Here is a 25,679-nt window from a genome sequence, read left to right on the forward strand (position 1 = left end):
CCATGAACACCGCCAAGACGCTGCTCAACTTCGTCCTCGCGGGAGCCCTGCTGGGCATCGTCGTCGCCTCGTGGATGGGGCCCGCCTTCCTCGGCTGGTACAACGAGACGCCCTTCGCCACGCAGACGATGTGCAACCTGCCGGAGGTCATCCGGCGGTCCACCAGCTCCCTGCTCACGTACCAGGCCATCGGCGCGGGCATCGGCGGCCTCGTCCTGCTCGTGCTGGGCATCCTCTTCGTCCGCCGCGCCAGCCGCCGCGCCCGGGAGCAGGCGGAGCAGACGCCTCCCGCCACCCCTGGCGCCACCGCCTGACGTCACCCGGCCGGGGCTAGTTCACCCGCACCACCAACGTGGGCGAGGTGCCCAGCACGCCGCCGCCCTCGTTGTCCGTCACCGTGACGGCGATGTTGAACGTCGTCGTCTCGCCGATGTCCGGCGCCGTCCAGGTGGGGTTGCGCGCGTGCTTGTCGCTGAAGCGGCCCGCGGGCTCGGGCGGAATCTGCGTCCACTCGTACTCAATCTTGTCCCCGTCCGGGTCGGCGACCTCCAACTCGAGGACGACCTGGCCTCCTGGACCGATGACGAGCGGATTGGGGCGTGGCCCCACCGTGACTTCCGGCGGCAGATTGACATGGCACCCGAGGCCGAAGGCGCTCAGCACCAACGCCACGACGAATCCCGAAGACGACCGAGACATGGACTTCCCCCTGCGAAGGATGGCTCCAGACTAACGCGTCGGGGGACCTCGGGGTATCGCCCCCCGTTCCGGAAAAGTCGTGGATTCCATGATGGAAGTCACACGGCGCGCCGAAAGGTCCACCACTGTCCGTCATCCCCGCTCGCCAGTCGCAGAGCGGACGTCTCGCGGCCTCACTTCCGGCGGCGTGCGGGCGTCCGGCGGGCCGCTACCAGCAGCAGCTTGTCGCCCCGGGACAGGCGTTTGATGGCGGCCTCACGGCGCAGGGCCGCGCCACGGTCCCCCACGGGCTCGCTCCACACCAGGGTGACGGGCAGGCGGGCGCGCGTGTAGGCGGCCCCTCTTCCCCGGCCGTGGGTGGCCAGCCGGCGCTCCAGGTTGTTGGTGGCGCCGGTGTACAGCGAGCCGTCGCGACACCGCAGCATGTAGACAGTCCAGAGAGGTGTTTCGTGTGTTTCGTCCGACACGGCGGCGGCACTGTACCGCCACCGCCGGCCGGCCGCCTCACTCCCGCCCCACGGGCGCCGGCGGAGCACGCTCCTTCCGCCGCAGCCGGGGCAGTCTCAATTGGAACTTCAACAGCCGCAGCCGGGGCCGCTCCCTGGGCGGGGGTTTCACCCGCGCCATGACCTCGGAGACCGAAGCCAGCGGATCCACCTGCCACGCCGCGAGGATGTGCGCCTCACTCACCAGCCCCAGCAGCCCTCCCCCCTCACCCACCACTCCCAGCATCCGCACCTGGTGCCGCTCCATCTCCCGAAGGGCACGCAGGAGGGTGTCTGTGGGAAAAACGGTGGCGATGAAGGATGACAACGCTTCCTTGAAAGCCCGGTTTTGCCTCATCCAGCGTCCTCCCGCCATCACACGCACATCTCCCTGCAACAGCCCTGCCGGGGTAGGCAAGGATGGCCATTGAACAGAGCGGCGCGCAGCGGACGGGCTTAGACTGGTTGGGTGACACGCAGACAGGTGGCTCGGCTGGGACGGATGGCGGACCTCTTTTCGCGGACGATGTCCCGCGGCAAGGAGGGCCTGCTGACGCTGAGCTTCCGGCCAGACGAGCTCTATCGGGTACCCACGGACGACGGCGCCGCCATCGCCATGGGCCGCTACCACCCCAGAGGAGAACGGCGCTTCGCGGAGCCCGTCATCCTCTGCCACGGGCTGGGCGCCAACCGCTTCCACCTGGACTTCGACGAGCAGTACAGCATGGCGCGCTACCTGGCCCGGGCGGGCTTCGAGGCGTGGGTGCTGGAGCTGCGCGGCCGGGGGCTGGCGGGCGACTGCGCGGACTTCAATTTTGATGACCAGGCGGAACATGACGTTCGCACCGCGGTGCGAACCGTCTTGTCCACAGGTGCGAAGGAAGTGCTCTGGGTCGGTCATTCCAAGGGCGGGTTGACCCTCTACGCGCACCTGGCGAAGAACCCCGAGGCCCCGGTGCGCGCGGCGGCCGTGCTGGGCAGCCCGTTCACCTTCGCGGTGCAGCCGGGGCTGCGCACCTTCATCCAGAAGGTGGAGCCCATTCTCCAACTGAAGGTCATCCCCACCGGGCGGGTGACGAGCCTGGCCCTCTTCGGAGCGCCGCCGGGGCCGCTCAGCCGGTACATGATGCTGGCGGAGAACATGGAGACGGACGTGGTGCGCAAGGCGCTCGCCAACGTGCCGGCCAATGTCTCCGGCGGCGTGGGGCGCCAGTTCGCCCGTTGGATTTCCACCAACCGCTTCACCTCCTATGACGGGGGCTTCGACTACCGCGAGTCCCTGTCCCGCGTGCGCATCCCCTTCCTGCTGCTGGCCGGCAGCAAGGACTTGCTCGCCCCGCCCATGTCGGTGGCGCGCGCGAAGGAGGCCCTGGGCGGGCCGGTGAAGTTCCTCGTCGCCGGCCGGGCCCATGGCTTCGGGGCGGACTACGGGCACGCCGACCTCATCCTCGGCCGCCGGGCGCCGGACGAAATCTTCCCCCTGGTGGAGGCGTTTCTCTCCGCGCACGCGACCCGGTCGTGAGCCGGCGCACAGCGCCCGGGGCCCCGGGTTGTCCGGGCCCCCACGCCGTGCTACCCGGAAGCCCCTGCGCATGTCCGTTCCCGCCCGTCTCCTCACCCTCACCCTGCTGTGTACCGCCGCGTGCGAGCGGGCCCCCGCCGAGGGGCACGCGAGGCTCGACCTGCGCCACACCCGGCAGGCAGGGGGCCAGGCGGTGGCCCGCTGGAGTGGCGACTCGGTGACGGCGGAGGAGCTGGCCCGGCGCCTCGGGGAGATGAGCCCCGCCCTGCGCGAGCGCTACGTCGAGCCCCAGGCCCGTCGCGAGTACGTGCAGTCCATGGCCCGCTTCGACTTGCTGGTGCGCGACGCGCTCGCCCGGGGCCTGCAGGACGACCCGGAGGTGGTGGAGGCCACGAAGCGCGCCCTGGTGGGCCGGCTGATGCGCGCGCAGTTGGAGGAGGCCCCCGTCCTCGTCAGCGACGCGGAGCTGGAGGCCGCCTACGCCGCGCGCCGTGACGACTTCGTGCGGCCCGAGGCCGTGCGCGTGTCCCATGTCTTCCTCACCGCGCCCCGCGCGGAAGCGGCCCGGGTGGCGGACGCGCGGAAGCGGGCGGAGGCGCTGCTGGCGCGCGCGAAGGCCCTGCCGGCGACGGACTTCGCGGGCTTCGGCGCGCTGGCGCGGGAGCACAGTGAGGAGCCTCGCTCGGCGCCGCTGGATGGGGATTTGCGCTTCCTCACCGAGGACGCCCTGGCCCACACGTACGGCCCGGAGGTGACGGCCGCGGCCCGGACGCTGGCGGACGAGGGCACGCTGAGCGACGTGGTGCAGACGGACGCCGGCCTGCACCTGCTGAAGCTGCGCGCGCGCCGGCCCGCGCTGAACCTGGCCCTGGACGACGTGCGCGAGGAGCTGCGCGTGCGCCTGGAGGGCGAGAAGCGCTCGCGCGCCTGGGCCGAGTACCTGGCCGGCGTGGAGCAGCGGCTGTCGCTGTCGGTGGACCCGGACGCGCTCGCGCGGGTACCGCTGGACGTCGCGGCGCCCATGCAGAAGCCCACGGGCCCCCTGCCCGGCACGGTGCCGGCGCCATGATTGCCCGCTTGCCACCCGGGGGAGCAGACACCACCTACGGGAGTCGCCCCCTCCCTTTCCCGAGGCACCCCAGCATGCGTCTTCATCCCACCCGCGCGCCCATCATCCCACTCGCCCTGGGAGTCCTCGTCCTGGGCCTGGGCGCCGCCTGCAACAAGCCCCCGAAGGAGGACCCCGACGCCTCGGTGGTCGCCACGGTGAATGGCGAGGTGCTGGGCCGCGCGGACTTCGAGCAGGAGCTGTGGCGCGAGCTGGCCTCCACCGAGGCCCCCCAGCGCACGCCGGAAGAGGTGGAGCCCTTCAAGCGGACGCTCCTGGACACGTACATCCACCGGATGCTGCTGCTCCAGGCGGCGCGGAAGAACAACATCTCCGTCACCGCCGAGGAGGTGGACCGGGGCGTGCTGCGGCTGTCCGGCGACTACCCCGCGGGCAACTTCAACGAGGTGCTGGCCCAGGGACAGCTCTCCATGGCCGAGCTGCGCGCGCGGGAGGCGAGCCGGCTGACGATTGAGAAGCTGTTCGCCAGCCATGTCTACTCGCGCGTGGCGGTGACGGAGGAGGAGCTGCGCGCCTGGTACGCCGCCAACGAGGCGGACTTCAACGAGGCCGAGCAGGTCCACGCGGCGCAGATTGTCGTGAAGGGGCTGGACGAGGCCCGGAAGCTCCAGGCCCAGCTCAAGACGGGCAAGAAGTTCGCGGACCTGGCGCGCCGGTATTCCCTCAGCGCGGACGGCAAGGTGGGCGGGGACCTCGGCTTCTTCCCCCGCGGGCAGATGCCCCCGGCCTTCGACGAGGTGGTATTCAGGCTCCCCGTGGGGCAGGTTTCGGATGTGGTGTCCACCGAGTACGGCTTCCACCTGTTCCGCGTGCTGGAGCGCAAGCCGGCACGCAAGCGGGAGTTCGCCGAGGTGCGGCAGCTGGTGGAGGCGAAGCTTTTGGAGAAGAAGCGGACGGAGGCGCAGGAGGCGTTCGAGAAGGAGCTGCGCGAGAAGGCGCTGGTCCAGGTGAACGAGGCCACCCTGCAGGCCATCCGTGGGAAGCCGGCGCCGCAGCAGGCGGCGAAGTGACGGAATGCGAGGCCGGGACGGTGGTTGGACGGGCCCGGTGGAGCTCGGAAGGATGTTCGAGATGAAGAAGCTGGTGGCGGTCATCGCGGCGACGGCGCTCCTCGGGGGCGGCACGGCGGCACGCGCGGAGTTGGTGGACAGGGTGGCCGCGGTGGTGAACCGCGACATCATCGCGCTGTCCGAGGTGCAGCAGCGCGTGGCCCCGGAGCTGTCGCGCATCAACGTGCCGGACCCCAAGAAGCGCGCCGAGCAGCGGGTGCTGCTGATGAAGACGGCGCTGGACACGCTCATCGGCGAGAAGCTGATGGAGGCGGAGATTGCCCAGCTGGGCATCACCGCCACCGAGGCCGAGGTGGATGAGCTGGTCGCCGACGTGCGCCAGCAGAACAACATCACCGACCCGTCGCAGTTCGAGGAGCTCCTGAAGGGCGAGGGCCTCACCATGGCCGCCTACCGGGACATGCTGCGCAAGCGCATCCTGAGGGACAGGCTGCTGCGCGTGAAGATTGGCCCCAAGGTGAAAGTCACCGAGGAGGACGTGAAGGCCGCCTATGCGCAGTACGCGCGCATGGAGACCGGGGACTCGGAGGTCTTCGCCCGCCACATCCTGGTGCAGGTGGACCCCAAGGCCACGCCGGAGCAGGTGGAGGCCGCGCGCAAGAAGGCGGAGGCCATCGCCGTGGAGGCGCGGCGGCCGGGCATGGACTTCTCCGCCCTGGCCCGCGCGCGCAGCGAGGGCTCCAGCGCGGCCGAGGGCGGCGAGCTGGGCTGGTTCAAGCGCGGCGTCATGGTGCCGGCCTTCGAGAAGGTGGCCTTCACCCTCAAGGAGGGCGAGGTCAGCGAGCCGGTGCGCACCAACTTCGGCTGGCACGTGCTGAAGGTGGAGGAGAAGCGCTCGGTGGCGGCCACCTCGTACGAGGAGATGCGCCCGAAGCTGGAGGCGAAGCTGTACCAGGAGCGGACGGACAAGTTCCTGGAGCAGTACGTCGCCGAGCTGCGCCAGAAGGCCAACGTCGAAGTGAAGCTGTAGTCGTAGCCCACCTCGCTCCCCTTCCGTTGGGAAGGGGATGGGGGGATGCTGCGCCGCCGTGAGTCCTCCTCTCGTCGGCATCTCCCTGGGTGACGTGTCGGGCATCGGGCCGGAGGTGACGGCCGCGGCCCTGGCGCTCCCCACCTTGCGCAAGGCGCTCGTCCCCGTGGTGTTCGGGGACGGGCCCACCCTGGAGCGCTTCCCCGTCTTCCGCCGCTACGCGCGCGTGGCCCCCGAGGCCCTGGGCCGCGTGGACGGCCCCACCCTGGTGGAGGTGACACGGCTGGCGGAGAAGGACCGCGTGCCGGGCAAGCCGTCTCGCGCGGGAGGCCGGGCGCAGTACGCATACGTGACGGCGGCGATTGAAGCCATGCGCGCGGGACACGTGGACGCGCTGTGCACGGCGCCAGTGTCGAAGGAGCAGATTTCGCGCGCGGGCATCCCCTTCATGGGCCACACGGAGGTGCTGGCCGAGGCCTTCGGCGTGGACGTGTTGATGATGATGGACGGGCCCCGCGTGCGCGTGGCGCTGGCCACCAACCACGTGTCCATCTCCGAGCTGCCGACGCTGCTCACCGTGGAGGGACTTGTCGCGCAGCTCAAGCTGCTGTCGCGCAGCCTGGAGCCGGTGGTGGGCCGCCGCCCGCGCATCGCCGTGCTGGGGCTCAACCCGCACGCGGGCGAGGGCGGGCTGCTGGGGCGGGAAGAGGTGGAGGTGATTGGCCCCGCCATCCGCAGGGCGCGCGCGGCGAAGGTGGACGCGAGCGGGCCCATTCCGGCGGATGGCCTGTTCGCCCGGCCGGATGGGATTGCGGAGCGCTACGACGTGGTGCTGGCCATGTACCACGACCAGGGGCTCATCCCGGCCAAGGCGCTGGACTTCGAACGCACCGTGAATGTGACGCTGGGGCTGCCGGTGCCGCGCACGTCTCCGGACCACGGGACGGCGTACGCGATTGCGGGCAAGGGTGAGGCGAGCTGCGTGCCCATGGTGGAGGCGCTGCTCAAGGCGGCGCAGTTGGCGCGGGCAGGCGCGCGAGGTGCTCGGCCAGGTCCTCGCCGTCCTTCTCGGGGTCGATGAGCTGGACGTGCGCGCCGGTGCCTCCGTCCGGGAGCACCAGCACGCTGACGCGTCCCTTCGGGCAGTAGCCCAGGCAGTCCGCGGAAATCACCCGCGTGCTGCCGGCGAGGCCCCGCGCACGGAGCGCCTCCTTGAGCCGGCGCGGCAGGTCCACGCCTCCGGCGCTCGCGTCCAGGCGCACCAGGCAGCGGTGGCAGACGTGCAGCTCCGTGGGCTCCGGTTCCTGTCCGGGCTCGGGGGGTGGCGTTCCGTGCTGCGGCATGGCCCGGGAAGGATAGGCGCGGGCTCGTCCGTGCGCCTAGAAGACGAACGGGAAGCGGATGGGCTCCGCCATGCGGACCTGGTGGGCCGGGAACTTCCAGCGGCGGACCACGTCCTCGATGCAGTGCGCGAGCGAGGTGGCCTTGAGCGTGTCCGTGTCCATGGAGACGCTGGAGGTGTCACCGCTCGGGAGCACGGACCAGCGCACCAGGAAGCGACCGCCTCCCTCCACTGGCGTGCCCTTCGCGTGCTGACGGATGCACGCGGTGATGGCGGGCTGGTTCGTCACCACCACGGCCTTCACGTCTTCGGGCGTGAGGTGCTCCTTCGCATCGGGCGCGGGCGGGATGTAGACGGTGCGCTCGGGGACCGCGGGCTTCGCGGCCTTCTGCTCCGCGTCCTCCGTGAAGCCGAGCTCCCGCGCGAAGTCCTCGTCCAGCTCCGACTGCTGCTCCTCGGCCTCCTCTGCTTCGGCGGCCTCGGCGGTGATGGACTCCTCGTCGGCAGCGGAGGACTCGGACTCGTTGAAGTTGTGCTCGCTGGAGTCCTGGTCCTCGGCTTCCTCTTCGGTGTCGGCGGGGCGCGAGGCCACGACCGTCTTCGCGGCCACCTTGCGCGCGGAGGGCATGCGGAGCGCCACCGTGGCGGGCTGACCACTGGTGAGGGTGGTCCCTCCCACGGCGGAACCGCTCATCGGCCCCGTCGTGGGCTGCTGCGCGCGCAGACCGTTCGCCGCACCCTGCACGTCACCCTGCGCAGTGGAGAGCACGGTGCCCGAGACCGAGGCCGCGGCCTGCTGCGCGGCCGACGTACCGGCACCCGGGGCTCCGGGCTGTGGCTGGCCCTGCGCCCCCGTCACCAACGGCTGGCCGGCCTGCGCGGCGCCGGGGATACCGGCGGGGCCTGCGATGCCGCCAGCCTGCGCCTCCCCGTTCACTCCCGAGGGCACCCCCGTACCTGCGCCACCGAGCTGAGCCACGCCAACTCCACCCGACGGCAACAGTGCGCCGGTGCCGACCTGTGCCTCACCGTTCATGCCGGTGCTGCCCGCCTGCGCCACGCCGGCCAGGCCTGACGGTAGCGCGCCCGTGCTGCCCACCTGCGCCGTACCCGCCACCGCGCTGGTGCTGCCCAACTGAGCCGCGCCGGCCATGCCTGGCGGCAGCGTGCCTGAGTTCCCCACCTGCACAGTGCCCACCACCGCGCCGGTGCTGCCCGCTTGCGCCGTGCCCGCCATGGACGACACGCCCTGGGTCGTGCCCGTGCCCGTCAGGTGCTCACGGAAGTGCAGGCCCGCGACCACGAGCATTCCCGCCGCGAGCGCGCCCACCGCCGCCGCGCCCAGGAAGGCGCCGGGCTTCATACCGACGCGCTTCGGCTCAACGTGCGTGGGCAGCGGCATGCCCCACTGCTGGGGATACTGCGCCATGGGCGCCGCGTGCGGGTGCCCCCACGAAGGCAGCGGCACTCCGGGCGGCGGCGGTGCAATCCCCGGCAACAGGTTGCCCGGATACGCAGGCGTGGCGCTCGCCTGCTGCGCGGAGACTGGCACGCTCCACGGCGTCATCGGCAGGCCCGCCGCGTCCGTGCCCACGCCCCCGTGCGCCGCCTCGGCGTGCCCCTGCACCGAGGCCGGGTCCACGGGCGCGAGCATCTCCGAGAAGCGCGTCGTCACCTTCACGCCCGGCGACATGCGCATCCACTCGGGAATCTCGACCGCGGGCTCCTCGGGCTCGGGGAGCACGTCCACGGAGGGCGGCGGCAGCGTCTTCAGCCACTGCGACTCCTGCTCGGCCAGGTCGAGCAGCGCGCGCATGCTCCCGGAAGCCGTCGTGGCGGGACTCGCCTCGGACGCCTCCACGCCCGCCCCCTGATGGACGAACAACTCGCGGTCCAGGTACGCGTCGAGGTCCCCGTCGAGCGCATCCTCCACGCTCAGCGGCACGCCCGGCACGGGCCCGTGAGCCCCACCCGCCGGGCTCGTCGTCCCCGGAGTCCCCATCCCCTGCCCCCGGAACTGCCCCTCGGCCCCTGACAGAAGCTCGCCCACACACCCTCCCGCGCCCGTACTGATTTGTCCGGCCCTGATCGCGTCAGGGCCTGCAAGCTAGGGATGGGTCGGCGGTGCGCCACTCGCGAGTGTCCTGGGACGAACGCTCTGCCCTGCGGACGGAGCCCGCCTGTCCATTGCTCCACCGAGCCCGCACACGTCGGGGCTGTGCCTCGCACGCATGCCGACATCGCGCTTCGAATCTCAGCGGTTTTTTCCTTCACGCCGACCCGGAGTCCCGGGGCCATGCAGTCCCACGTGGAGAGGCACGGCGTGAAGGAGGGGCACGTCTACCGCGAGGACTTCCGAAGCGCCGGGCTACCAGCGCTCCTTGTCGGACTTCGGCGCCATGGGCCACTCGGGCGCGGCGACGCCATTCACCGTGAGGCCGCCGTGCATGAACGTGGGAGCGCCCTGGAGGAAGGCCGCGGGGAAGTTCAGCGTCGGCGTGGACGCGTCGTCCAGCGCCTTCACGTGCTCCGGCTTGAGCTGCACGTCCAGCGCGCCCAGGTTGTTGTCGAGCTGCTCCAGCGTCCGCGCCCCGATGATGGTGGACGTCACGCCCGGCCGGCTCTGCACCCACGCGAGTGATACGCGCGCCACGGTGGTGTTCAGCTCCTTCGCCACGCGCTGGAGCACGTCGATGATGCCGTACGTCTTCTCGTTCAGCGAGCTCTCCGCCCACGCGCCGCGGTCCGCCTTCACCTTGCCGGCATTCTCTCGCGTGTACTTGCCGCTGAGCACCCCGCTCTTCAGCGGAGACCACGGCGTCACTCCGAGCCCCAGCTCGCGCGCCATGGGCAGCAGCTCGCCTTCCACCGTGCGCTCCAGCAGCGAGTACTCCACCTGCAAGGCCACCAGCGGCGTCCAGCCCCGGAAGTGCGCTGTCACCTGCGCCTGCGCCACCTTCCACGCGGGCAGGTCCGAGACGCCCACGTAGCGGACCTTCCCCGAGCGCACCAGGTCGTCCATCGCCCGCAGCGTCTCTTCAATGGGCGTGTGGATGTCCCAGATGTGCATCCAGTACAGGTCGATGTGGTCCGTCTGCAGCCGGCGCAGCGACTCCTCGCACTGGGAAATCATCGCCTTGCGGCCCGCGCCGCCGCCGTTCGGGTCGTCGGTGAACAGGTTGCCGACGAACTTCGTGGCAATGACGACGCGCTCGCGCTTGCTGGAGTGCCGACCCAGGTGGTCGCCGATGATTTTCTCCGAGTGCCCGCGCGTGTACGCGTTGGCCGTGTCGATGAAGTTGCCACCCCGCTCCACGAAGCGGTCCATGATGGCGTTGGACGCCTCGACGCTGCTGCCCCAGCCCAGGTCCTCGCCGAACGTCATCGCCCCCAGGCAGAGCGGGCTGACGCGCAGGCCGGAGCGGCCCAGGGTGACGTAGTGGTTCAACGGCATGAGTGCTCCCATCAATTCAGGGTGACACCAGCCTTCAAGGCGAGGAGCGGGACGGAGTGAGCACGAGCGGGCCCGGGAGGTCCGGTGAAAAGCGGCCGGTGGACTAACGGGATGCCACGGGCGCCGCCACCTCGTTACGGAACGACTGATGCCCACGTGACGTGCTGCTGGCACCCTCCACGGGAAACGTGCTGAAACGTGGCGCATGCCCCGTCTGCTTCTGCTCACCGCCGTGCTGGCGGCCTGCGCCTGCAGCCACCCTCCCCTTCGGAGCCCCACGAACATGAGCCCCGAGCCTTCCCGCGCCCACCGTGAGTTGCTGGAGCTGGAGCACTCCGTCACCCAGGCCATCCGCGAGCGGAATGGCCCCCGGCTGCGCGAGCTGCTGGGCAAGGACTTCGTCTTCCGTGGCGCGGGAGACGTGGAGACGGACCTCGAGACGTTCATCTCCAGCGTGGCCGCCATTCCCGGCACCATCCTCGACATCGAGATGCTCACCATGCGCGGTCACGTCTTCGGGGACACCGGAGTGCTCACCGGCACCCAGCGCGCCCGCGTGCGCCTGCCCGACGGCACCGAGGTGACGGACCTGCAGACCTTCACGGACGTGTGCCAGTGGCGCGAGGGACGGTGGCACATGGTCCTCGCCCACAGCCTCCCGGCCGCGCCCGAGGCCCCCTCGGACGGCGCTGCCACCGCGGCCACGGCGCGCTGAGTCCAGCCTCGGGTCCAGGTCCGCCGTCTCGCGGCGCACGGCCCTCGTGGCGGAGAACTGAGTCTCACGGCGCACACCCCTAGACTCGCACGCTGCCTGCCGGGTCGAGCCCGGCGTCCCACTGCGCACACGCGAGGCACGCAGCCGATGTCTGCTTGACAAGATTGCCACGGCCCCTGAGCCGCGACGCTCCCGCGTGTCCACCTTCGCGCGCGGGGGGCTTCACATGCCGCACATTCAAGGTGAGCGCCGGTGGAGGCTTCCAGCCCGCGGCGCGGACTGGCTCGTCGTTCCATCCCTCAATCTCGGTGAGCAAGAGTCCGAGAGGAACCGGGTGCCGGAGGTCTTCGTCACCTCGGCGCTCGACGGTTGGCTGTCTTCACCCGCCGCGCGCACGCTGTATGCGATGTATCAGGCGCTCGGAGGGGGCTCCCCGCTGGGGTTGTCCGGCCTGGAGCGCGGCCGGTACGAGCAGCGCCTCAAGCAGCGGCTCACCGACGCCTTCCTCCACGGCGAGCTGATGGCACTGGAGGAGGATCGCCCCGTGCTCGCGCCCCCGCCCTGGCCGGAGCCCGTATGGCTGCGGCCCCAGGAGGCGCCCGTGAAGGAGCCGACATGGCTCGCCATCGAGCTGAAGGACGCGGAAGGCCAGCCCGTGCCCCACGCGCGCTACGTGGTGACGCTGCCGGACGGCTCCACGCGCGAGGGCACACTCAACAAGAATGGCCACGCGCGCGTGGACGGGGTGACTCCCGGGCAGTGCCAGGTCAGCTTCCCCGAGCTGGAGGGAGAAAGCTGGGCGTGACTACCGCCGCTCCGCCATGACGGCCTCGACCTCCGAGGCCTCCTTCGGAATCGCGGCCGTCAGCACCTCGCAGCCCTCCGCCGTGACGAGCACGTCGTCCTCGATGCGGATGCCCCGCACGTCCGAATAGCGCGCCAGCACCTCGCGGTTCAGCCTGTCGCCCGCGCGCGCGGTGAGCCGCGCATCCTCCAGGATGGCGGGCACGCGGTAGAGGCCCGGCTCAATCGTCACCGCCATGCCGGGCTCCAAGTCCCTGTCCAGCCGCAGGTACCGGTGGCCGAACTCCTTCGCGCGCGTGCGGCCCGGCGCATAGCCGGCCCGGTCTCCCAGGTCCTCCATGTCGTGCACGTCCAGCCCGAGCAGGTGGCCGATGCCATGGGGGAACAGCAGCGCGGTGAGCCCGTCCACCACCAGCTCCTCCGGGTCTCCCCGGAGGATGCCCAGTGCCACCAGCCCGCGCGCCATCTCCCGGTGCGCGGCGAGGTGCACCTCGCGGTAGCGCACGCCCGGCCGCACCAGGGCGATGCTCGCCTTCTGCGCGCGCAGCACCACCTCGTACAGCTCGCGCTGCGTCGTGCTGAAGCGCCCCGTCACCGGCCACGTGCGCGTCACGTCGCACGCGAAGCCACCCGGGCTCTCGCCACCGACGTCCGCCAGCAGCAGGTCCCCCGCGCGCAGCTCATGGTGGTACTTCAGGTTGTGCAGCACCTCGCCATGCACCGTGACGATGGGCTGGTATGCCGGGCGCACGTCCCGCGCGACGAACTCCGCCTCCATCGCCGCGCGCACCGCGGCCTCGAGCAGCCCCGGCCGCGTCGCGCGCATGCCGGCCAGGTGCGCGGGCGTGGTGGCCTCGGCGGCCCGACGCAGCTGCGCCACCGCCGCGGCGTCGTGCCGCAGGCGCAGCGCAATCATCCCCTCCGCCAGCGGCTCGTCCGCCGGGAGCAGCCGCCCGGGCCGCACCTCGCGGCCGAGCAGCCCCGCCAGGTCCGCGCATGTCTCCAGGTCCGGCGTGGGCAGCGTGGCCACCCCGCGCACCGAGGCCAGCACCGCCGGCAGCTCCGCGCGCGAGCGCACCGGGCAGCCCGTCCGCTCGGAGACTTCCGCGAAGCCCGGCACCGCGCCGTCCCACAGCGCGTCGTCAGGGCCGGGCTCGGGCAGGTACAGCGTCCACGACTGGCCGTCGTAGAAGCCCAGGCCGTCCGGCACCGCCACCCCGAAAAGGTAGAGGAAGTGGCTGGCCGCGCGGAAGGGGAACTGGTCCGCCGCGTAGTTGCGCGGACGCGGGCGGCTCGACGCCAGCACCGCCGGGGTGCTTCCCAGGACGTGGGCCAGCAGCTCGCGCCGCCGCAGGAGGGCGGCGCGCTCGGAGAGGTCAGGCAGCATGAGGAGGAGGACTCCGGCTCAGGCGCCCAGCGGACGCTGGGGGAGCAGCTTGAAGAGGAAGGCCAGCAGGTCGTCGAAGTGGCCGCCCTTGCGGAAGATGGCGTCCACCGGCATGTCGATCTTCCCGTCGTGCCCGGTGACGAAGACCACCTTCGTCTTCGGCATGTGGTGGCGCACCAGCGGAATCAGCCCGGTGCCGAAGCCGTCACCCAGGCTCTGGTCCAGCAGCACCGCGTCGTAGGCGCGCGGCCGGGTCAGGAGATTGGCGGCCTCCGAGTAGGAGCCGGCCGTCACCACCGCGAAGCCCGCATCCTCCAGCAGCGCCGCGAGCGTCATCCGGTTGGACGGGTCGTCCTCCACCAGCAGCAGGCAGCGTCCGAAGGTCCAGCTCGTCTCCATCACTTGCTCCCCTGAATCACTTCGCGGCCCACGGGCCTCGAGCCAGGACCCACGTCAGGGCCCTTGAAGACGACTTCCACGAACGTGCCTCCCGAGGAGCCCGCCCCCAGGTCCAGCTGCCAGCCATGCCGCAGCGCCACCCGGTGGACGATGCTCAGCCCCAGCCCCGCGTGGCCGGGCTTCGTCGTGTAGAACGGCTCGAAGGCTCGCGAGTACGCCTCCGGCGCCAGGCCCTCGCCCGTGTCCTCCACGCGCAGCGACACGCCGTCGTCTTCCAAATCCCTCGTGCGCACGGTGAGCGAGCCCCCGCGCGGCATGGCCTCCACCGCGTTGTCCACGAGGCAGCCCACCAGCACCGCCAGCTCCTCGCGGTCCAGCGCCACCTCGCACTTCTCCGTCAAATCCCGCACCACCCGCACGCCCTCGGGCACGTGGGCCTCGGCCAGCGCGTGCTCCACCGCCTCGCGGGGGTGGCAGTGCGGCTTGGGGCCCGTCACGGCGGGCGGGCTGCGCTTGGAGAGCAGCTCCTCGGCGGACGCCAGCTCCTTCTCGATGAGCTGGAAGAAGGTCTCCACGCGGGGGTCCGTGGTCCAGACCTCCGTCTTCTTCATCTGCCGCATCAGGTAGAAGGATGCGTTGCGGATGCTGGCGAGCTTGTTGCGAAGGTCATGGCGCAACGTGGACGCCACCACATCCGCTACCGCCGACCGCTCCCGTGCCTGCAAATCTCCACGCCCGGACATACCGTCAATTCCTCGCGCCGAAGGGGCCCTGCGGCCGGCCTCGCACCCGGGCGATGGCCTGCACCAGCTCGCGCAGGGGCACTGGCTTCGTCATGCACACCACCGCGCCCTGGGCCGCCACCACCCGCAGCATCTCCGGCACCACGTGCCCGGACACGGCAATCACGGCCACGGAGAGGTCCGCCTCGCGAACCTTCTTCACCAGCTCCGGCCCGCTCATCTCTGGCATCACCAGGTCCAGCACACACACGTCGAAGGCGCCCGAGCGCAGGGAGGCCAGCGCCTCCTCGCCGCTATACACAGCCCGCGCGCGCAGCCCCACCGTGCTCAGCGCGCGCACCATGGCGCGGGCCACCTGCTCGGTGTCGTCCACCACCAGGACCTGGGGCGCCCGCACCGCGCGCAGCACCGTGTCCAGCGCGTGCGCCACGTCGAAGGGCTTGGGGAGCACGGTGAAGGCGCCCTCGGCGAGCGCGTCGTCCACCAACTCCTCCGCCGTGAAGGCCGTCATCAGCACCACGGGCATGTCGGGGCGGTCCTGCTTGATGCGGCGGAGCAGCTCCACGCCATGCAGCCCGGGCATGCGGATGTCGGTGAGGACGACGTCGACCGATTGCTCACTGAGCACGCGCAGGGCGTCCTCGCCGGACGAGGCCTCCAGGACGGTGTGTCCCTCCAGCTCCAGGTTCGCCGCGAGGGTGATGCGGAGCGACTCCTCGTCGTCGACCAGCAGGATGCGAGCGGGGCCCACTTCCACTTCCTCCATCACGCGGCCTGCGCCGCCGCGGACGCGGGGAGCTGAATGGTGAATTCGCTGCCCCGACCCGCTTCACTGCGCACAGAGATTGTGCCCCCGTGACGTTGCACCATGTTGGCGACAATGGCCAGTCCCAAGCCGGTTCCCCGTGTCTTGGTGGTGAAGAGAGGCTCGAAAATCTTCGGAAGCACGTCCGGGGGTATGCCCGAACCGTCGTCCACCACCCGGACGGACCAGGGCCCGGCCTCCCCGCCTTCCGCCAGCACTGAAACCTCCCCGTTGCGTCCTGAAGGCATGGCCTCCACCGCGTTCTGCACCAGGTTCACCAGGACCTGCCGGAACTGCTCCTTGTCCAGGTTGGGGACGGGGAGGGACTCGGGCACGCCGTTGACGATGCGGACGCCCTCGCGCGGGGGCACCACGCTGAGCGCCTCGTCCACCAGCGGCCGCAGGGGACAGGGCTGGAGCGCGGGCGGGCGCTCGCGGGCGAAGTCGAGCAGGTCGGAGATGATTTTCGCGCAGGCATTCAGCTCGCGCTCCATGACGCCCATGAACTGCTGGACGCGTGGGTCCTCGGCGGCGCCGGCCGGGTCTCGGGTCAACTTCCGCGCCAGGTAGGCGTGGGCGTTGCGCACGGCGGCCAGCGGGTTGCGCAGCTCGTGGCCCACACTGGCGGCGAGCTGGCCCACGGCCGCCAGCTTCTCCACCCGGATGAGGTGCTCCTGGAAGCCGCCCAGCTCGCGCAGGGCCCGGTCCAGCTCGCGCGCCTTCGCACCCTCGCGCTCACGGGCCAGCTCCAGCTCCGCGCGGCGCACCGCCACCTCGCGCAGCTCGCGGAACATGCCCCGGCAGGCGTAGACGAGCACGCCGTTGAAGGCGGCAATCCAGAAGGCATGCTCCAGGAAGCGCCACCACTCCGGGTGGGGCACGCCGTAGACGGACTCCGGCCACAGCACGCCCCGCACCGCACGGTCCACGAGGAGGGCGGTGGTCGAGGACAGGAGCACCCACGGGTCCCGGTAGAGCGACAGCAGGGCCAGCGAGGCGAAGACGTGGAAGTGCGTCTCGATGCGGCCGCCCGACAGGTGGATGAACAGCGCGGACCAGAGCGCCTGGGACACCGCGATGACGTGCCGGGTGGCCACGGTGCCCGGACGCCAGCGGGCCAGCGCCAGGGGGACGGCGGTGAGGACCGCGCCCACGAGCAGGGCGGTCTCGAAGAAGGCGAGGTCGAAGCCGCGCACCTTCCCGCTCCAGCCCTGGGGCGACCAGCCCAGCGCGAGCAGGATGGCGAGCGGCCACTGCGCCAGCGACAGCTTCGCGAGGAGCCGGTCCGTGTGGCTGCGCACCCGGTGCAGGTGCTCGCGCAGGAGCAGCGCCGACCGCTCCTTGAGCGCCACCTTCGGGCCGCTATCTGGGTCCTGCCAGTCCTTCATGAGGTGCCTCCCACCCGGTGCTCGGGCGGGTCATCCAACAACGCGCGGCCCTGGGCGACGCATGCGGCCCCCCCGGCGGCCAGGCCGGAGCGGCTGCCCGCGTGCCTCCACGGCGGGGGGACGCGTCCTGCCTTCCATTCGAGCGGGGTGGCGCTGGCCCGCGGGGATGGCGTCATCGGGCGCCCCGCTTGCGCTCGGCAAGGCCGGAGGTGATGAGGCTCATCTCCCGCTTGAGGCGGGTGGCGTCCGCCGCGCGGCGGATCATCGCGATGAGGTCCGGTGGCTGGTAGGGCTTGAGGACCAGGTAGAAGAGGCTCTGGGCCTGCTGCTGGTCCTTGCGGTCCAGGTACTCGCGGTAGCCGGTGACGAGCACGCCGGCGAGCTGCGGGTGCAGCCGCGTCGCCTCGCGCAGCAGGTCGATGCCGTTGCGCCCCGGCATGTGGAAGTCGGTACAGAGGACGTCGAAGCGGTGGAGCGCCAGCAACCGCAGCGCCTTACCCGCGTCGCGCGCGGGATGGACGTCGAAGTCTTCGGAAAGCACGGCCGCGGTGGTGGCGAGTACAGGCTCCTCGTCGTCCACCAGCAGCACCTGGAGGCGCTGGGCATTCATTGCGTGGGGACACGCACGATAGCGCCCGCCACGGCCACTCCGTCAGGGGGTGGCTGCGGATTCTTGGCCACTCCCCGGCAGGCGGGCTCGGGACGCCAGGGACTGGGCACCTTGACCTACACGGGCCCGCGTCCCCGCGCGGTGTCCGGGCTGACTTTTACGGCGAGGGGAGAAGCGGAGACGTGCGCTTGCCCGGCACGGTACCGGAACCTTGAATGGTGGGAATGGGCGCGACGGGAGCCAGGCGAGGTGGGAGCGCATCTCGCAAGACGGTGATGACGCTGGTGCTCGCACTCGGAGTGGGGTGCGCCAGCGCGCCGCAGCCCCACACCACCTCGCAGGATGCGCCCATCACCCGAGGGCCCTGGGCAGAGGTGTCCGCCGTGGAGATGCCCACCGGGGATACCTCCATCCCCATCGACCTGCTGCGAGACGTGGCGGATGCGCTCCTCAAGCGCCCCGGCGCCCGGGTATGTGACCCGGTGACGCGCCGGCCCATTCCAGGCATGTCCACGGAGTACTGCTCGACGGTGTACGTCGCGGGAGACCGTGACGCCCTGTCGTGGCGGGTGTCCGAGCCCGTGAGTGGGGGACAGAAGTCGTGCAGGCCGTTCTTCGCGGTGAAGGATGACGACTACCCTTCATCCCAGGTCTGGGTCGTGGGGTACATCCACAACCACCCCTGTGCCGCGCCTCCATCATCAGAGGACCTTGGGGCATGGCCTACCGACGTGTTCGACCCCTACGTCGCCATGACGGAAGTCCGATTGATTCCGGGCAACCCGCACCCGGCCATTCACAAGAGCACGGCCATCGAAACAGCCTCGGCCCTGGTCGCGGAGCGACTGGATGGGAGGCGCGTCTTCATGCGCTACTTTCCCACCGGTGAAGTCCAGCAGTGGAGTGATGTCCAGGCTCGCTGGGTCACCCTGGGCATCTGTGCCCCGGGTGGACTCGCGCCACGCGCCACCGCGCCTCAATGTAGAGAGGGCACCCTGAAGCTGCTGGACGAGTAGGTCGTATGCCGAGCGTGGGTCGAGAGGACAGTGATGAGCAAGGCGTACGCGCTTGCAGGACTTGCGGTGATGCTCTCTGGATGTGCCAGGACCACTGCTGCATGGAAGGGCGAGGTGGCGTGGCCAGAGGATGAGCAATCGTTCAAGACCATCGCGTCCCCCATGGAGGCGGGTGCCGCACTCGCCGCGGCGGGGGCCATTCGTGAGCTGGTGAGAAGCAACACGGATCCAGGATTGTTCTGGGGCTGCTCCAGCCCCGAGCAGGGCTTGGATGTCGCTGTCTTCACCGGTCCAACGCCGGGCCTGTACTACGTAGCCCTGGGCCAACGCTTCGACCGGTGCGGAGGACCGCGCGGGCGTGTTCTCGACTGGTACTATGTCTATGCCGTGACCCCGCAGGGCGAAGTCGTGGCCGAGGCTCCACCGCCTCCGGGAGAGGCACCAGACTCCTCACCTCCGCCACCGAGCTCCACGCCTTCAGAACCCGCGCCGACTCCAGCCCCTCCACCTCCGGGTACGGGAACCGAAGCGCCCGCGACACCGCCGTCGGCTCCCGCTCCCGCGACTCCACCTCCGGTGACACCGCCACCGACTCCTCCGGCGTCGACAGCGCCCGCGACACCGCCACCGACTCCTCCGGCGACGCCCGCTCCAGAAGGCCCTTGATGGACTCCGCCACGGCGTGCCCCGGTCACCGGGGCACGCGTGGCCAGAAGTACCGACCCGGCCCGTGAGTCACTGTCCATGGTGCGCGTGCAGTGTCTCCGCGTAGTGCTGGAGCTGGCGTCTCGCGGCGTCGAAGGCGTCCGTCACGGCCTGATAGGCGTCCTCGTGGCCCGTGCGCTGCTCCGGGTCCCTCGCCGCGACGATGTTCTTCCCCGGCACGCTCAGGTCCACGCGCACGTGGAAGTGCTTGCCGTGCTGCTTGTGGCGATGCGGCTCCTCCACCACCACGTGGCACCCCACGATACCGTCGAAGAACTGCTCCAGCTTGTCTGCATGGTCGCGGATGTGCTCGCTCAAGCCGTCGCTCGTCGTCATCCCGCGATACGTAATCTGCAGCGCTCGCTTCATCGTCCGCCTCGGGTAGCGCCCCTGTCGGGGCATCGGGTTGCACCCTCTTCCCTTGCATGGACGCGGCCAGCGCCAACTCCGCGAAACCCCGTCGGTGCGCCTGCCTGCCCCCCGCAGGCTTTGCGGCGAAATGTCCCAACGCCGCAGCCCCTGCGGGGCGAAACGCCCCGCTCAGCTCGGCGCGGGAATGGGCGCGCGGCCCGGCTCCAGCGCTTCCGCCGAGACACTGGCGCTGGGGAACTGCACGCCCTCCTCACGGTCCGTGCGGGCCTTCAGCTCCCGTCCCTGCTCGCGAGTGCGGTGCAGCCCGGCCCCCAGCCACTCATAGGCGCGGTGCAGGAAGGACGACGCCGCGGAGAGCGCGAACACGGAGCCCAGCCACCGCGCCTGTCGCGGCGCCACCGCGTGCACCGCCATGAACCCCGCGGCCACCCACGGGCCCAGGCAGAAGGGACAGCCCAGGAGCTGCCCCAGCGCCTTCTGCATCCCCGCGCCGCGAGACACCTCCTCCACCTCGCCCGCCGTCGAGTCCTCCTGGAAGCGCACGAAGGGCGCGCGCAGGAAGCTCGTCACCCGGTCCTTCGCCAGCAGCCGCGTCATCGAGTGCGTCGCCACGCTGAACAACACCACGTCCCCCAGGTCCAGCCGCTCTGGCAGCGTCTGGCGCCGTCCTCGCGACGACCACCCCAGGAAGCCCGCCACGGACACGCCATACGCGCCCATCAGCAGCGCGTACGAGCCCAGCGGGTGGTGCGCTTCGTCGTAGCCGGCGAACAGGCCGGTCTCCTGGGGAGCCTTCATGGGATGGGTCGCCTCCGTGTCGCCCTGAAGACTGCACATCCCCCGACATCCGCCCAAGGTACCGGCAGGCGTGCGGACAGGCCCTCGCCCCGAGGTCCGCGCTCAGTCCCGCGCATTCACATCCAGCACCGCCGCGCCGTGCACGCGCCCCTCTCGCAGTGCGGTGAGCGCCTCGTTCGCGGCGGACAGGGGGAACACCTCCACCTCCGTGCGCACCGGCACACTCGGCGCGAGCGCGAGGAAGTCCAGCGCATCCGTGCGCGTGAGGTTCGCCACCGAGCGCACCACCCGCTCCTCCCAGAGCAGCGCGTAGGGGAAGGCGGGAATGTCACTCATGTGGATGCCGCCGCACACCACCACTCCGCCCCGGTCCACCGCGCGCAGCGCCGCGGGCACCAGCGCTCCTACGGGCGCGAAGAGGATGGCCGCGTCCAGCGGCTCCGGCGGCAGCGCGTCCGAGTCTCCCGCCCACTCCGCCCCCAGCGACTTCGCGAAGCGCTGAGCCTCCGCGTCTCCTGGCCGGGTGAAGGCGAAGACGCGCCGCTTCTGGCGCAGCGCCACCTGGACCAGCACGTGCGCCGCGGCGCCAAAACCATAGAGGCCCAGCCGCTCGGCGTCTCCCGCCATGCGCAGGCTCCGGAAGCCGATGAGCCCCGCGCACATCAGCGGCGCGGCGTGGACGTCGCTGTACCCGGACGGGAGCGGAAAGCAGAAGCGCTGGTGCGCCACCGTGAACTCCGCATAGCCGCCGTCCAGGTCATAGCCGGTGAAGCGCGCCCGCTTGCAGAGGTTCTCCCGCCCCACCGTGCAGAAGCGGCACTGGCCACAGCTCCAGCCGAGCCACGGCACCCCCACTCGCGTGCCCACGGGGAAGGCCGTCACCTCCTCGCCTCCGCCCACCACCGTGGCCACGATTTCATGGCCCGGTACCAGTGGCAGCTTCGGGCGCGTCAACTCGCCGTCCACCACGTGCAGGTCCGTGCGGCACACCGCGCAGGCCCGCACCCGCAGCAGCAATTCCTCCGGGCCGGGACGCGGGAGGGGAAGCCACTCCTCTCGCAGCGGCTGCCCCGGTGCTCGCAGCACCATCGCCCGCATGCTCCCTTCCATGAGCCGCTCTCCTCACGCCTGCTGAGGAAAACATGGCGACGCCCGGGGCGCGCTGAAGCACGCCCCGGGCGCTCGGCAGGCAGGCGGCGGAGTGCGCCGCCGAGGGGCCGGGTCCTCCACCGTCCCGGGCGAACCGGGCTCCGTCAGGAGGACAGAATCAGAGCTGCACGCCGGCCAGCACGCCCGGCCACGTCCGCACGACGGTGCTGCCTCCGTCGGAGACCTGCCGCCACTCCGGGCCGATGCCCAGCTCGTCCCAGCGCTCATCCGCGTCCCAGCTGACGAGCGTGTTCGCGGTGACGCCGCCGTACACCGCGAAGCGCCGGGCCACCTGGAAGCCCGCCATCAGCCGGACCTGGCCGAGCACGTGCTCGGTGTCATCGTACAGCCGGCGCGAGTGGAGCGTGCTGCCCACCACATCCACGTCGACGTAGAAGCGCCCGAGCGGGATATGGCCGCCGACGCCCACGCCAAGGACATAGCGACGGCTCTCGCCGTCCAGGGGCGGGGTGAAGCCCGCGGCGAGCAGCGTGTAGAGGTGGCGGCCGCCCAGCTTCAGGCCCACGTTGGCCATCGCCACGTCACTGCCCCACACCTGCACGTGCGCCTGGCCGTTGCCGACGAAGCTCAGCAGCCCCACCGACTCGCCCTCCGTCGTGCCCGCGACGTTGAGGAGGCCCACCTGCACGCCCTTCACCCGGCCCGCCACGTTGACGAGGCCCACCTGCGCGCCGTCCACCTCGCCGCCCACGTTGATGAGGGAGAGCTGCCCGCCCGAGATTTGGCGCGCGTAGCTGACGCCCGAGGACATCTGAAGGCCGGACACCTCCGAGGCCACGTTGGCGCCCACCGTTGCCTGGAGCCCGCGCACCGGGCCGCCCGCCACGTTGAGGCCCACGCTGAGCTGCGCGCCGTGCACCGACCCCGTCGCCACGTTGGCACCCACCGAGAGCTGCGCTCCGCTCACCGCGCCCGCCACCGTGTTGGCGCCCACCGTGAGCTGCGCGCCCTCCATCATCCCGCGCACCACGTTGACGCCCACGCTGGATTGGATGCCGAAGAAGTCGCCCCCCGCCACGTTGCCGCCCACGGACAGCTGCGTGCCCGTCACCGGCCCTCGCGACACATTGGCCCCCACCGCGAGCTGCGCGCCGTGAAGCCCTTCCGTCACCCAGTTGCCACCTATCGACATCGCCACGCCGTCCACCCGCTTCGCATGCGTGGCGACCAGGCCGATGGACACGGTGTTGACCACGTTGCCGGTGTGGAAGCCCGACGTGCTGAGGCCCGGCACCAGCGAGAGGCTGAACGGGATGTGGACCTCCTCCGCCTCCGCGCTCGCCACGGGCTCCGCCTTCGCCTTCGTCTCCACCGGAGAGGCCGCCGCCGGGGCCGCGCTCACCGCGCCACCCACCGCCGCGTCCACCAGCGGAGGCGCCACCATGACCCGCTCCGTGCCGGGACCGTCGACGGCCGGCGCGGCCGGTGCGGCCACCGCTTCCGGAGCCGTGTCCGGGCGCGACGGAGCCGGCTCGGCTGCCTGCTCCGCGCCGGGGGCCTGCACGCCCGCCGACTTCGGCTCCTCGGCTCCGGCCGAGAACGCCACCACCGCCGCCACGACCCCCGCACACACCGAGACCTTGCGCTTCATCGCCTGGACCTTCCTGGACTGTTCCGAAGAGCGGCCCGGCCCGCACCGTGCGGGCACCGGAGCCATACAGAGAGCTTCACCGGGGGACGTTGCCGCCCCTCTCGCGGAAGGAAACACCGGCACCACGAAAAGCTGTCACCCGCCCGTGGCACCGCTCGGGCGAAGGCGTGCATGCGCCCCCGGGCGGGAACTGTCACCTGTCCACCCACTCGCGCCCTCGTCCCCGCCGGCCTCCAGGCTCCGACGCTAGATTCAGCGTCATGCCCCCGGAATTGCCCTCCGACCTGGATCAACCCCGTCCGTCCACGACGACCCGCCGCGAGGTGCTCGCCGCGGGGCTCGGCGGACTGCTGCTGCCGGCGGTCGCCTCCGCGCAGGCCACGCCTCCACCCCCTCCCGCGAAGGCCGCGCCACCGCCGAAGCCGGGCACGCCCGCGAAGCCCACCACCCGAGGAGAAGCCATGCTCACCCGCCCCATCCCCAGCTCGGGCGAAGCGCTGCCCGTCATCGGGCTCGGCACCTGGCAGACGTTCGACGTGGGCACCGCCCCCTCCGAGCGTGGCCCGCTGGCCGAGGTCCTCCGCCGCTTCCTCGCCTCGGGCGCGCGCCTCATCGACTCGTCACCCATGTACGGCCGCGCGGAGCAGGTGACGGGCGACCTGCTCGACTCCATCGGCGAGCTGAAGACGCCCTTCCTCGCCTCCAAGGTCTGGACCACCGGAAAGGACGAGGGCCTCGCGCAGCTGCGCGACTCCGTCCAGCGCATGGGCCGGGGGCGAATGGACCTGATGCAGGTCCACAACCTCGTGGACTGGCGCACGCAGCTGCCCGTGCTGCGCGAGTGGAAGGCCGCCGGCCGCATCCGCTACGTCGGCGTCACCCACTACACGCGCGGCGCCTTCGACGAGCTGGAGCGCTTCATCCGCGAGGAGAAGCTGGACTTCGTGCAGCTCCCCTACTCGCTCGCGCAGCGCGACGCGGAGAAGCGCCTGCTGCCCGCCGCCGCCGAACATGGCGTGGCGGTGCTCGTCATGCAGCCCTTCGCCTCGGGCTCGCTCTTCCAGCGCGTGCGCGGGCGCGCCCTGCCGGAGTGGGCCGCGGAGTTCGACTGCACCAGCTGGGCGCAGTTCTTCCTCAAGTTCATCCTCGGCCACCCCGCCGTGCACTGCCCGCTGCCCGCCACCAGCAAGCCCGACCACGTCGCCGACAACCTGCGCGCCGGCTTCGGACGCCTGCCCGACGAGAAGCAGCGCGCCCGCATGGCCCGCGCCCTCGAGGGCTGACGCGCGCTACAGCTCCGGGTCCGGCGCGTACTGGAGCTCACCCGTGGGCTCCAGCACCAGCCCCGTGCCCGGCTCGCCCGATTCGTCGTCGCGGCCCACCTCCAGCACGGAGTCCTGCGCGTCCCACTGGCCCAGGTAGTACTCGCCGCCCGCGGCCATGCACGCGCGGCCCTCGGACACCACCGTCTCCACCACCTCGCGCTTGTCGCTGGTGGCGCGCAGCAGCGTCCACTCCTTGTTGTCCTCGCGAAAGCCCGCCACCAGCTCCTGCAGCTCGGCGTCCTGCGGCGCGCCGGCCGGCAGCGTCTGCCGCTCCCACGTGCGCGCCTCCTTCGCCGGCTGCCTCGCCTTCCACGCGCGCGCCAGCTCCAGCACCTTCTCCTCCGCCGAGTCCTGGAGCGCGTGCAGCTCCTCCGGCAGCTCAATCTCCTCCAGCGCCAGCAGCGCCGTCTCGAGCTGCAGTGCCTTGAGGCTCCACTCGTTCCACGCCGTCTTCAGCATCCGTCACCCTCGCTGTTCACCTGCGGCCAGCCACCTACCACACCGCCTGCCTGCCCTGGCGGCGAGCAGGCGGCCACTCCGTGTTCCCCGCCCGCCTCGCGACCTACCTTGAGCCCCCAGGGAGGAACAGCCATGGCGAGCAAGAAGAAGGACACGCACGAGGTCGTCCAACACTTCGGAGACCTCATCAAGGGCATCAAGGTCGCGATGATGACCACCGTGGAGGAGGACGGGAGCCTGCGCAGCCGTCCCATGTGGACCCACGACCGGGACTTCGACGGCGAGCTCTGGTTCTTCACCCGCGAGCACTCACCCAAGGTGGGCGAGGTGGAGCATGACCACCACGTCAGCCTCGCGTACTCGGACCCGACGAGGGACCGCTACGTCTCCGTGAGCGGCCGCTGCCGGCTGGTACTCGACAAGGAGAAGGCCCGCGAGCTGTGGAACCCCACCCTCAAGGCCTGGTTCCCCGAGGGTCTGGATGATCCAGAGCTCGCCCTGCTGTGCATCCGCGTGGAGCGCGCCGAGTACTGGGACACCCCCAACAGCCGCATGGTGCAGCTGGCCGGCATGGTGAAGGCCGCCCTCACCGGCGAGACGTACCAGCCCGGCGACAACCAGAAGCTGGACCTGGGCGACGCCCCGCTGACCCATTGAAGCCCCACCGGGCGCTCCAGCCTGGGGCCCGCCCGCATATATAAGGAGGGGGCGGCACCACCGC

28 protein-coding genes are annotated in these 25,679 nt (G+C 71.2%); 11 read left to right on the top strand and 17 right to left on the bottom strand.

All coding sequences use genetic code 11. The annotated features are described in order from the left end of the window. Nucleotides 1-2: 2 nt before the first annotated feature. The gene (locus G4D85_RS32380) at nt 3-314 is read left to right on the top strand and encodes a hypothetical protein (protein WP_164017917.1); all 312 of its coding nucleotides are present in this window, start codon (nt 3-5) and stop codon (nt 312-314) included. A gap of 16 nt (nt 315-330) precedes the next feature. Here the strand turns inward: G4D85_RS32380 and G4D85_RS32385 are convergent, their stop codons facing one another. From G4D85_RS32385 to G4D85_RS32395, 3 genes are all read right to left on the bottom strand, one after another. After that, nucleotides 331-699: a PKD domain-containing protein gene (locus tag G4D85_RS32385; protein ID WP_164017918.1), complete on the bottom strand. Its 369-nt coding sequence runs from the start codon at nt 697-699 to the stop codon at nt 331-333. Between the two features lie 173 nt (nt 700-872). Then, nucleotides 873-1,124 carry a GIY-YIG nuclease family protein gene (locus tag G4D85_RS32390; RefSeq protein WP_164017990.1) on the bottom strand — a complete coding sequence of 84 codons (252 nt, stop codon included), beginning with the start codon at nt 1,122-1,124 and terminating at the stop codon, nt 873-875. 79 nt (nt 1,125-1,203) lie between these two features. After that, nucleotides 1,204-1,512, bottom strand: coding sequence for a CBS domain-containing protein (locus G4D85_RS32395; protein WP_240359620.1), 309 nt, complete (start codon nt 1,510-1,512; stop codon nt 1,204-1,206). Between the two features lie 174 nt (nt 1,513-1,686). Here G4D85_RS32395 and G4D85_RS32400 point away from each other — a divergent pair, with 174 nt between their 5' ends. The 5 genes from G4D85_RS32400 to pdxA all read left to right on the top strand — a co-directional run bounded on the left by G4D85_RS32400 (nt 1,687) and on the right by pdxA (nt 6,956). Then, nucleotides 1,687-2,706, top strand: coding sequence for an alpha/beta fold hydrolase (locus G4D85_RS32400; protein WP_164017991.1), 1,020 nt, complete (start codon nt 1,687-1,689; stop codon nt 2,704-2,706). Nucleotides 2,707-2,776: 70 nt separating this feature from the next. After that, nucleotides 2,777-3,775, top strand: a complete 999-nt coding sequence (locus tag G4D85_RS32405) for a peptidylprolyl isomerase (protein ID WP_164017920.1) — start codon at nt 2,777-2,779, stop codon at nt 3,773-3,775. Between the two features lie 74 nt (nt 3,776-3,849). Then, nucleotides 3,850-4,845: a peptidylprolyl isomerase gene (locus G4D85_RS32410; RefSeq protein ID WP_164017921.1), complete on the top strand. Its 996-nt coding sequence runs from the start codon at nt 3,850-3,852 to the stop codon at nt 4,843-4,845. A 61-nt stretch (nt 4,846-4,906) separates the two neighbouring features. Beyond that, on the top strand, nt 4,907-5,875 hold the full coding sequence (locus tag G4D85_RS32415; protein WP_205525816.1) for a peptidylprolyl isomerase: 969 nt from the start codon (nt 4,907-4,909) through the stop codon (nt 5,873-5,875). A 58-nt stretch (nt 5,876-5,933) separates the two neighbouring features. Next, nucleotides 5,934-6,956 (top strand): 4-hydroxythreonine-4-phosphate dehydrogenase PdxA, encoded by a 1,023-nt coding sequence (pdxA, locus tag G4D85_RS32420; RefSeq protein ID WP_164017923.1) that lies wholly within the window; start codon nt 5,934-5,936, stop codon nt 6,954-6,956. On the opposite strand, the gene G4D85_RS32425 is transcribed toward pdxA, so the two are convergent. The 3 genes from G4D85_RS32425 to G4D85_RS32435 all read right to left on the bottom strand — a co-directional run bounded on the left by G4D85_RS32425 (nt 6,880) and on the right by G4D85_RS32435 (nt 10,671). Then, nucleotides 6,880-7,218 carry a (2Fe-2S) ferredoxin domain-containing protein gene (locus tag G4D85_RS32425; protein ID WP_164017924.1) on the bottom strand — a complete coding sequence of 113 codons (339 nt, stop codon included), beginning with the start codon at nt 7,216-7,218 and terminating at the stop codon, nt 6,880-6,882. The genes pdxA and G4D85_RS32425 overlap by 77 nt on opposite strands. Nucleotides 7,219-7,254: 36 nt before the next feature. After that, complete coding sequence (locus tag G4D85_RS32430) at nt 7,255-9,267, bottom strand: AgmX/PglI C-terminal domain-containing protein (protein WP_240359621.1); 2,013 nt, start codon at nt 9,265-9,267, stop codon at nt 7,255-7,257. A gap of 318 nt (nt 9,268-9,585) precedes the next feature. Beyond that, nucleotides 9,586-10,671, bottom strand: coding sequence for an aldo/keto reductase (locus G4D85_RS32435; RefSeq protein ID WP_164017925.1), 1,086 nt, complete (start codon nt 10,669-10,671; stop codon nt 9,586-9,588). A gap of 205 nt (nt 10,672-10,876) precedes the next feature. Here G4D85_RS32435 and G4D85_RS32440 point away from each other — a divergent pair, with 205 nt between their 5' ends. Together G4D85_RS32440 and G4D85_RS32445 are read left to right on the top strand one after the other, a co-directional pair. Beyond that, nucleotides 10,877-11,386 (top strand): nuclear transport factor 2 family protein, encoded by a 510-nt coding sequence (locus tag G4D85_RS32440; protein WP_240359622.1) that lies wholly within the window; start codon nt 10,877-10,879, stop codon nt 11,384-11,386. Nucleotides 11,387-11,612: 226 nt separating this feature from the next. Continuing rightward, nucleotides 11,613-12,191: a carboxypeptidase-like regulatory domain-containing protein gene (locus tag G4D85_RS32445; RefSeq protein ID WP_164017926.1), complete on the top strand. Its 579-nt coding sequence runs from the start codon at nt 11,613-11,615 to the stop codon at nt 12,189-12,191. Here G4D85_RS32445 and G4D85_RS32450 read toward each other — a convergent pair whose 3' ends face one another. From G4D85_RS32450 to G4D85_RS32475, 6 genes are all read right to left on the bottom strand, one after another. Continuing rightward, entirely contained in the window at nt 12,192-13,577 is a 1,386-nt protein-coding gene (locus tag G4D85_RS32450) for an aminopeptidase P family protein (protein ID WP_164017927.1), read from the bottom strand. Between the two features lie 18 nt (nt 13,578-13,595). After that, nucleotides 13,596-13,976, bottom strand: coding sequence for a response regulator (locus G4D85_RS32455; RefSeq protein ID WP_205525809.1), 381 nt, complete (start codon nt 13,974-13,976; stop codon nt 13,596-13,598). Beyond that, nucleotides 13,976-14,719, bottom strand: a complete 744-nt coding sequence (locus G4D85_RS32460; RefSeq protein WP_164017929.1) for a sensor histidine kinase — start codon at nt 14,717-14,719, stop codon at nt 13,976-13,978. Before G4D85_RS32460 ends, G4D85_RS32455 begins: the two co-directional genes overlap by 1 nt. 4 nt (nt 14,720-14,723) lie before the next feature. Further along, on the bottom strand, nt 14,724-15,488 hold the full coding sequence (locus tag G4D85_RS32465; protein WP_164017930.1) for a response regulator: 765 nt from the start codon (nt 15,486-15,488) through the stop codon (nt 14,724-14,726). Continuing rightward, complete coding sequence (locus G4D85_RS32470) at nt 15,485-16,912, bottom strand: sensor histidine kinase (RefSeq protein WP_164017931.1); 1,428 nt, start codon at nt 16,910-16,912, stop codon at nt 15,485-15,487. Before G4D85_RS32470 ends, G4D85_RS32465 begins: the two co-directional genes overlap by 4 nt. A 172-nt stretch (nt 16,913-17,084) precedes the next feature. Beyond that, the gene (locus G4D85_RS32475; RefSeq protein ID WP_164017932.1) at nt 17,085-17,522 is read right to left on the bottom strand and encodes a response regulator; all 438 of its coding nucleotides are present in this window, start codon (nt 17,520-17,522) and stop codon (nt 17,085-17,087) included. 224 nt (nt 17,523-17,746) lie between these two features. Here G4D85_RS32475 and G4D85_RS32480 point away from each other — a divergent pair, with 224 nt between their 5' ends. Then, nucleotides 17,747-18,538, top strand: coding sequence for a hypothetical protein (locus G4D85_RS32480; RefSeq protein WP_240359624.1), 792 nt, complete (start codon nt 17,747-17,749; stop codon nt 18,536-18,538). A 735-nt stretch (nt 18,539-19,273) separates the two neighbouring features. On the opposite strand, the gene G4D85_RS32485 is transcribed toward G4D85_RS32480, so the two are convergent. The 4 genes from G4D85_RS32485 to G4D85_RS32500 all read right to left on the bottom strand — a co-directional run bounded on the left by G4D85_RS32485 (nt 19,274) and on the right by G4D85_RS32500 (nt 23,174). Then, nucleotides 19,274-19,612, bottom strand: coding sequence for an HPF/RaiA family ribosome-associated protein (locus G4D85_RS32485; RefSeq protein WP_164017995.1), 339 nt, complete (start codon nt 19,610-19,612; stop codon nt 19,274-19,276). 171 nt (nt 19,613-19,783) lie between these two features. Further along, the gene (locus G4D85_RS32490; RefSeq protein ID WP_164017933.1) at nt 19,784-20,413 is read right to left on the bottom strand and encodes a DUF1360 domain-containing protein; all 630 of its coding nucleotides are present in this window, start codon (nt 20,411-20,413) and stop codon (nt 19,784-19,786) included. A 102-nt stretch (nt 20,414-20,515) separates the two neighbouring features. Continuing rightward, nucleotides 20,516-21,523: a zinc-dependent alcohol dehydrogenase family protein gene (locus tag G4D85_RS32495; RefSeq protein ID WP_164017934.1), complete on the bottom strand. Its 1,008-nt coding sequence runs from the start codon at nt 21,521-21,523 to the stop codon at nt 20,516-20,518. 157 nt (nt 21,524-21,680) lie between these two features. Further along, on the bottom strand, nt 21,681-23,174 hold the full coding sequence (locus G4D85_RS32500) for an LA_2272 family surface repeat-containing protein (protein WP_205525810.1): 1,494 nt from the start codon (nt 23,172-23,174) through the stop codon (nt 21,681-21,683). Between the two features lie 260 nt (nt 23,175-23,434). Between G4D85_RS32500 and G4D85_RS32505 the strand changes: the two genes are divergently transcribed. Then, entirely contained in the window at nt 23,435-24,457 is a 1,023-nt protein-coding gene (locus tag G4D85_RS32505; protein WP_240359625.1) for an aldo/keto reductase, read from the top strand. Between the two features lie 6 nt (nt 24,458-24,463). Here G4D85_RS32505 and G4D85_RS32510 read toward each other — a convergent pair whose 3' ends face one another. After that, nucleotides 24,464-24,958: a hypothetical protein gene (locus G4D85_RS32510; RefSeq protein ID WP_164017935.1), complete on the bottom strand. Its 495-nt coding sequence runs from the start codon at nt 24,956-24,958 to the stop codon at nt 24,464-24,466. A gap of 132 nt (nt 24,959-25,090) precedes the next feature. On the opposite strand from G4D85_RS32510, the gene G4D85_RS32515 reads away from it, so the two are divergent. Continuing rightward, nucleotides 25,091-25,615: a pyridoxamine 5'-phosphate oxidase family protein gene (locus G4D85_RS32515; protein WP_164017936.1), complete on the top strand. Its 525-nt coding sequence runs from the start codon at nt 25,091-25,093 to the stop codon at nt 25,613-25,615. Nucleotides 25,616-25,679 lie beyond the last annotated feature (64 nt).

Origin of the sequence: Pyxidicoccus trucidator (genome assembly GCF_010894435.1) — a bacterium.
Taxonomy (GTDB): Bacteria; Myxococcota; Myxococcia; order Myxococcales; family Myxococcaceae; genus Myxococcus; species Myxococcus trucidator.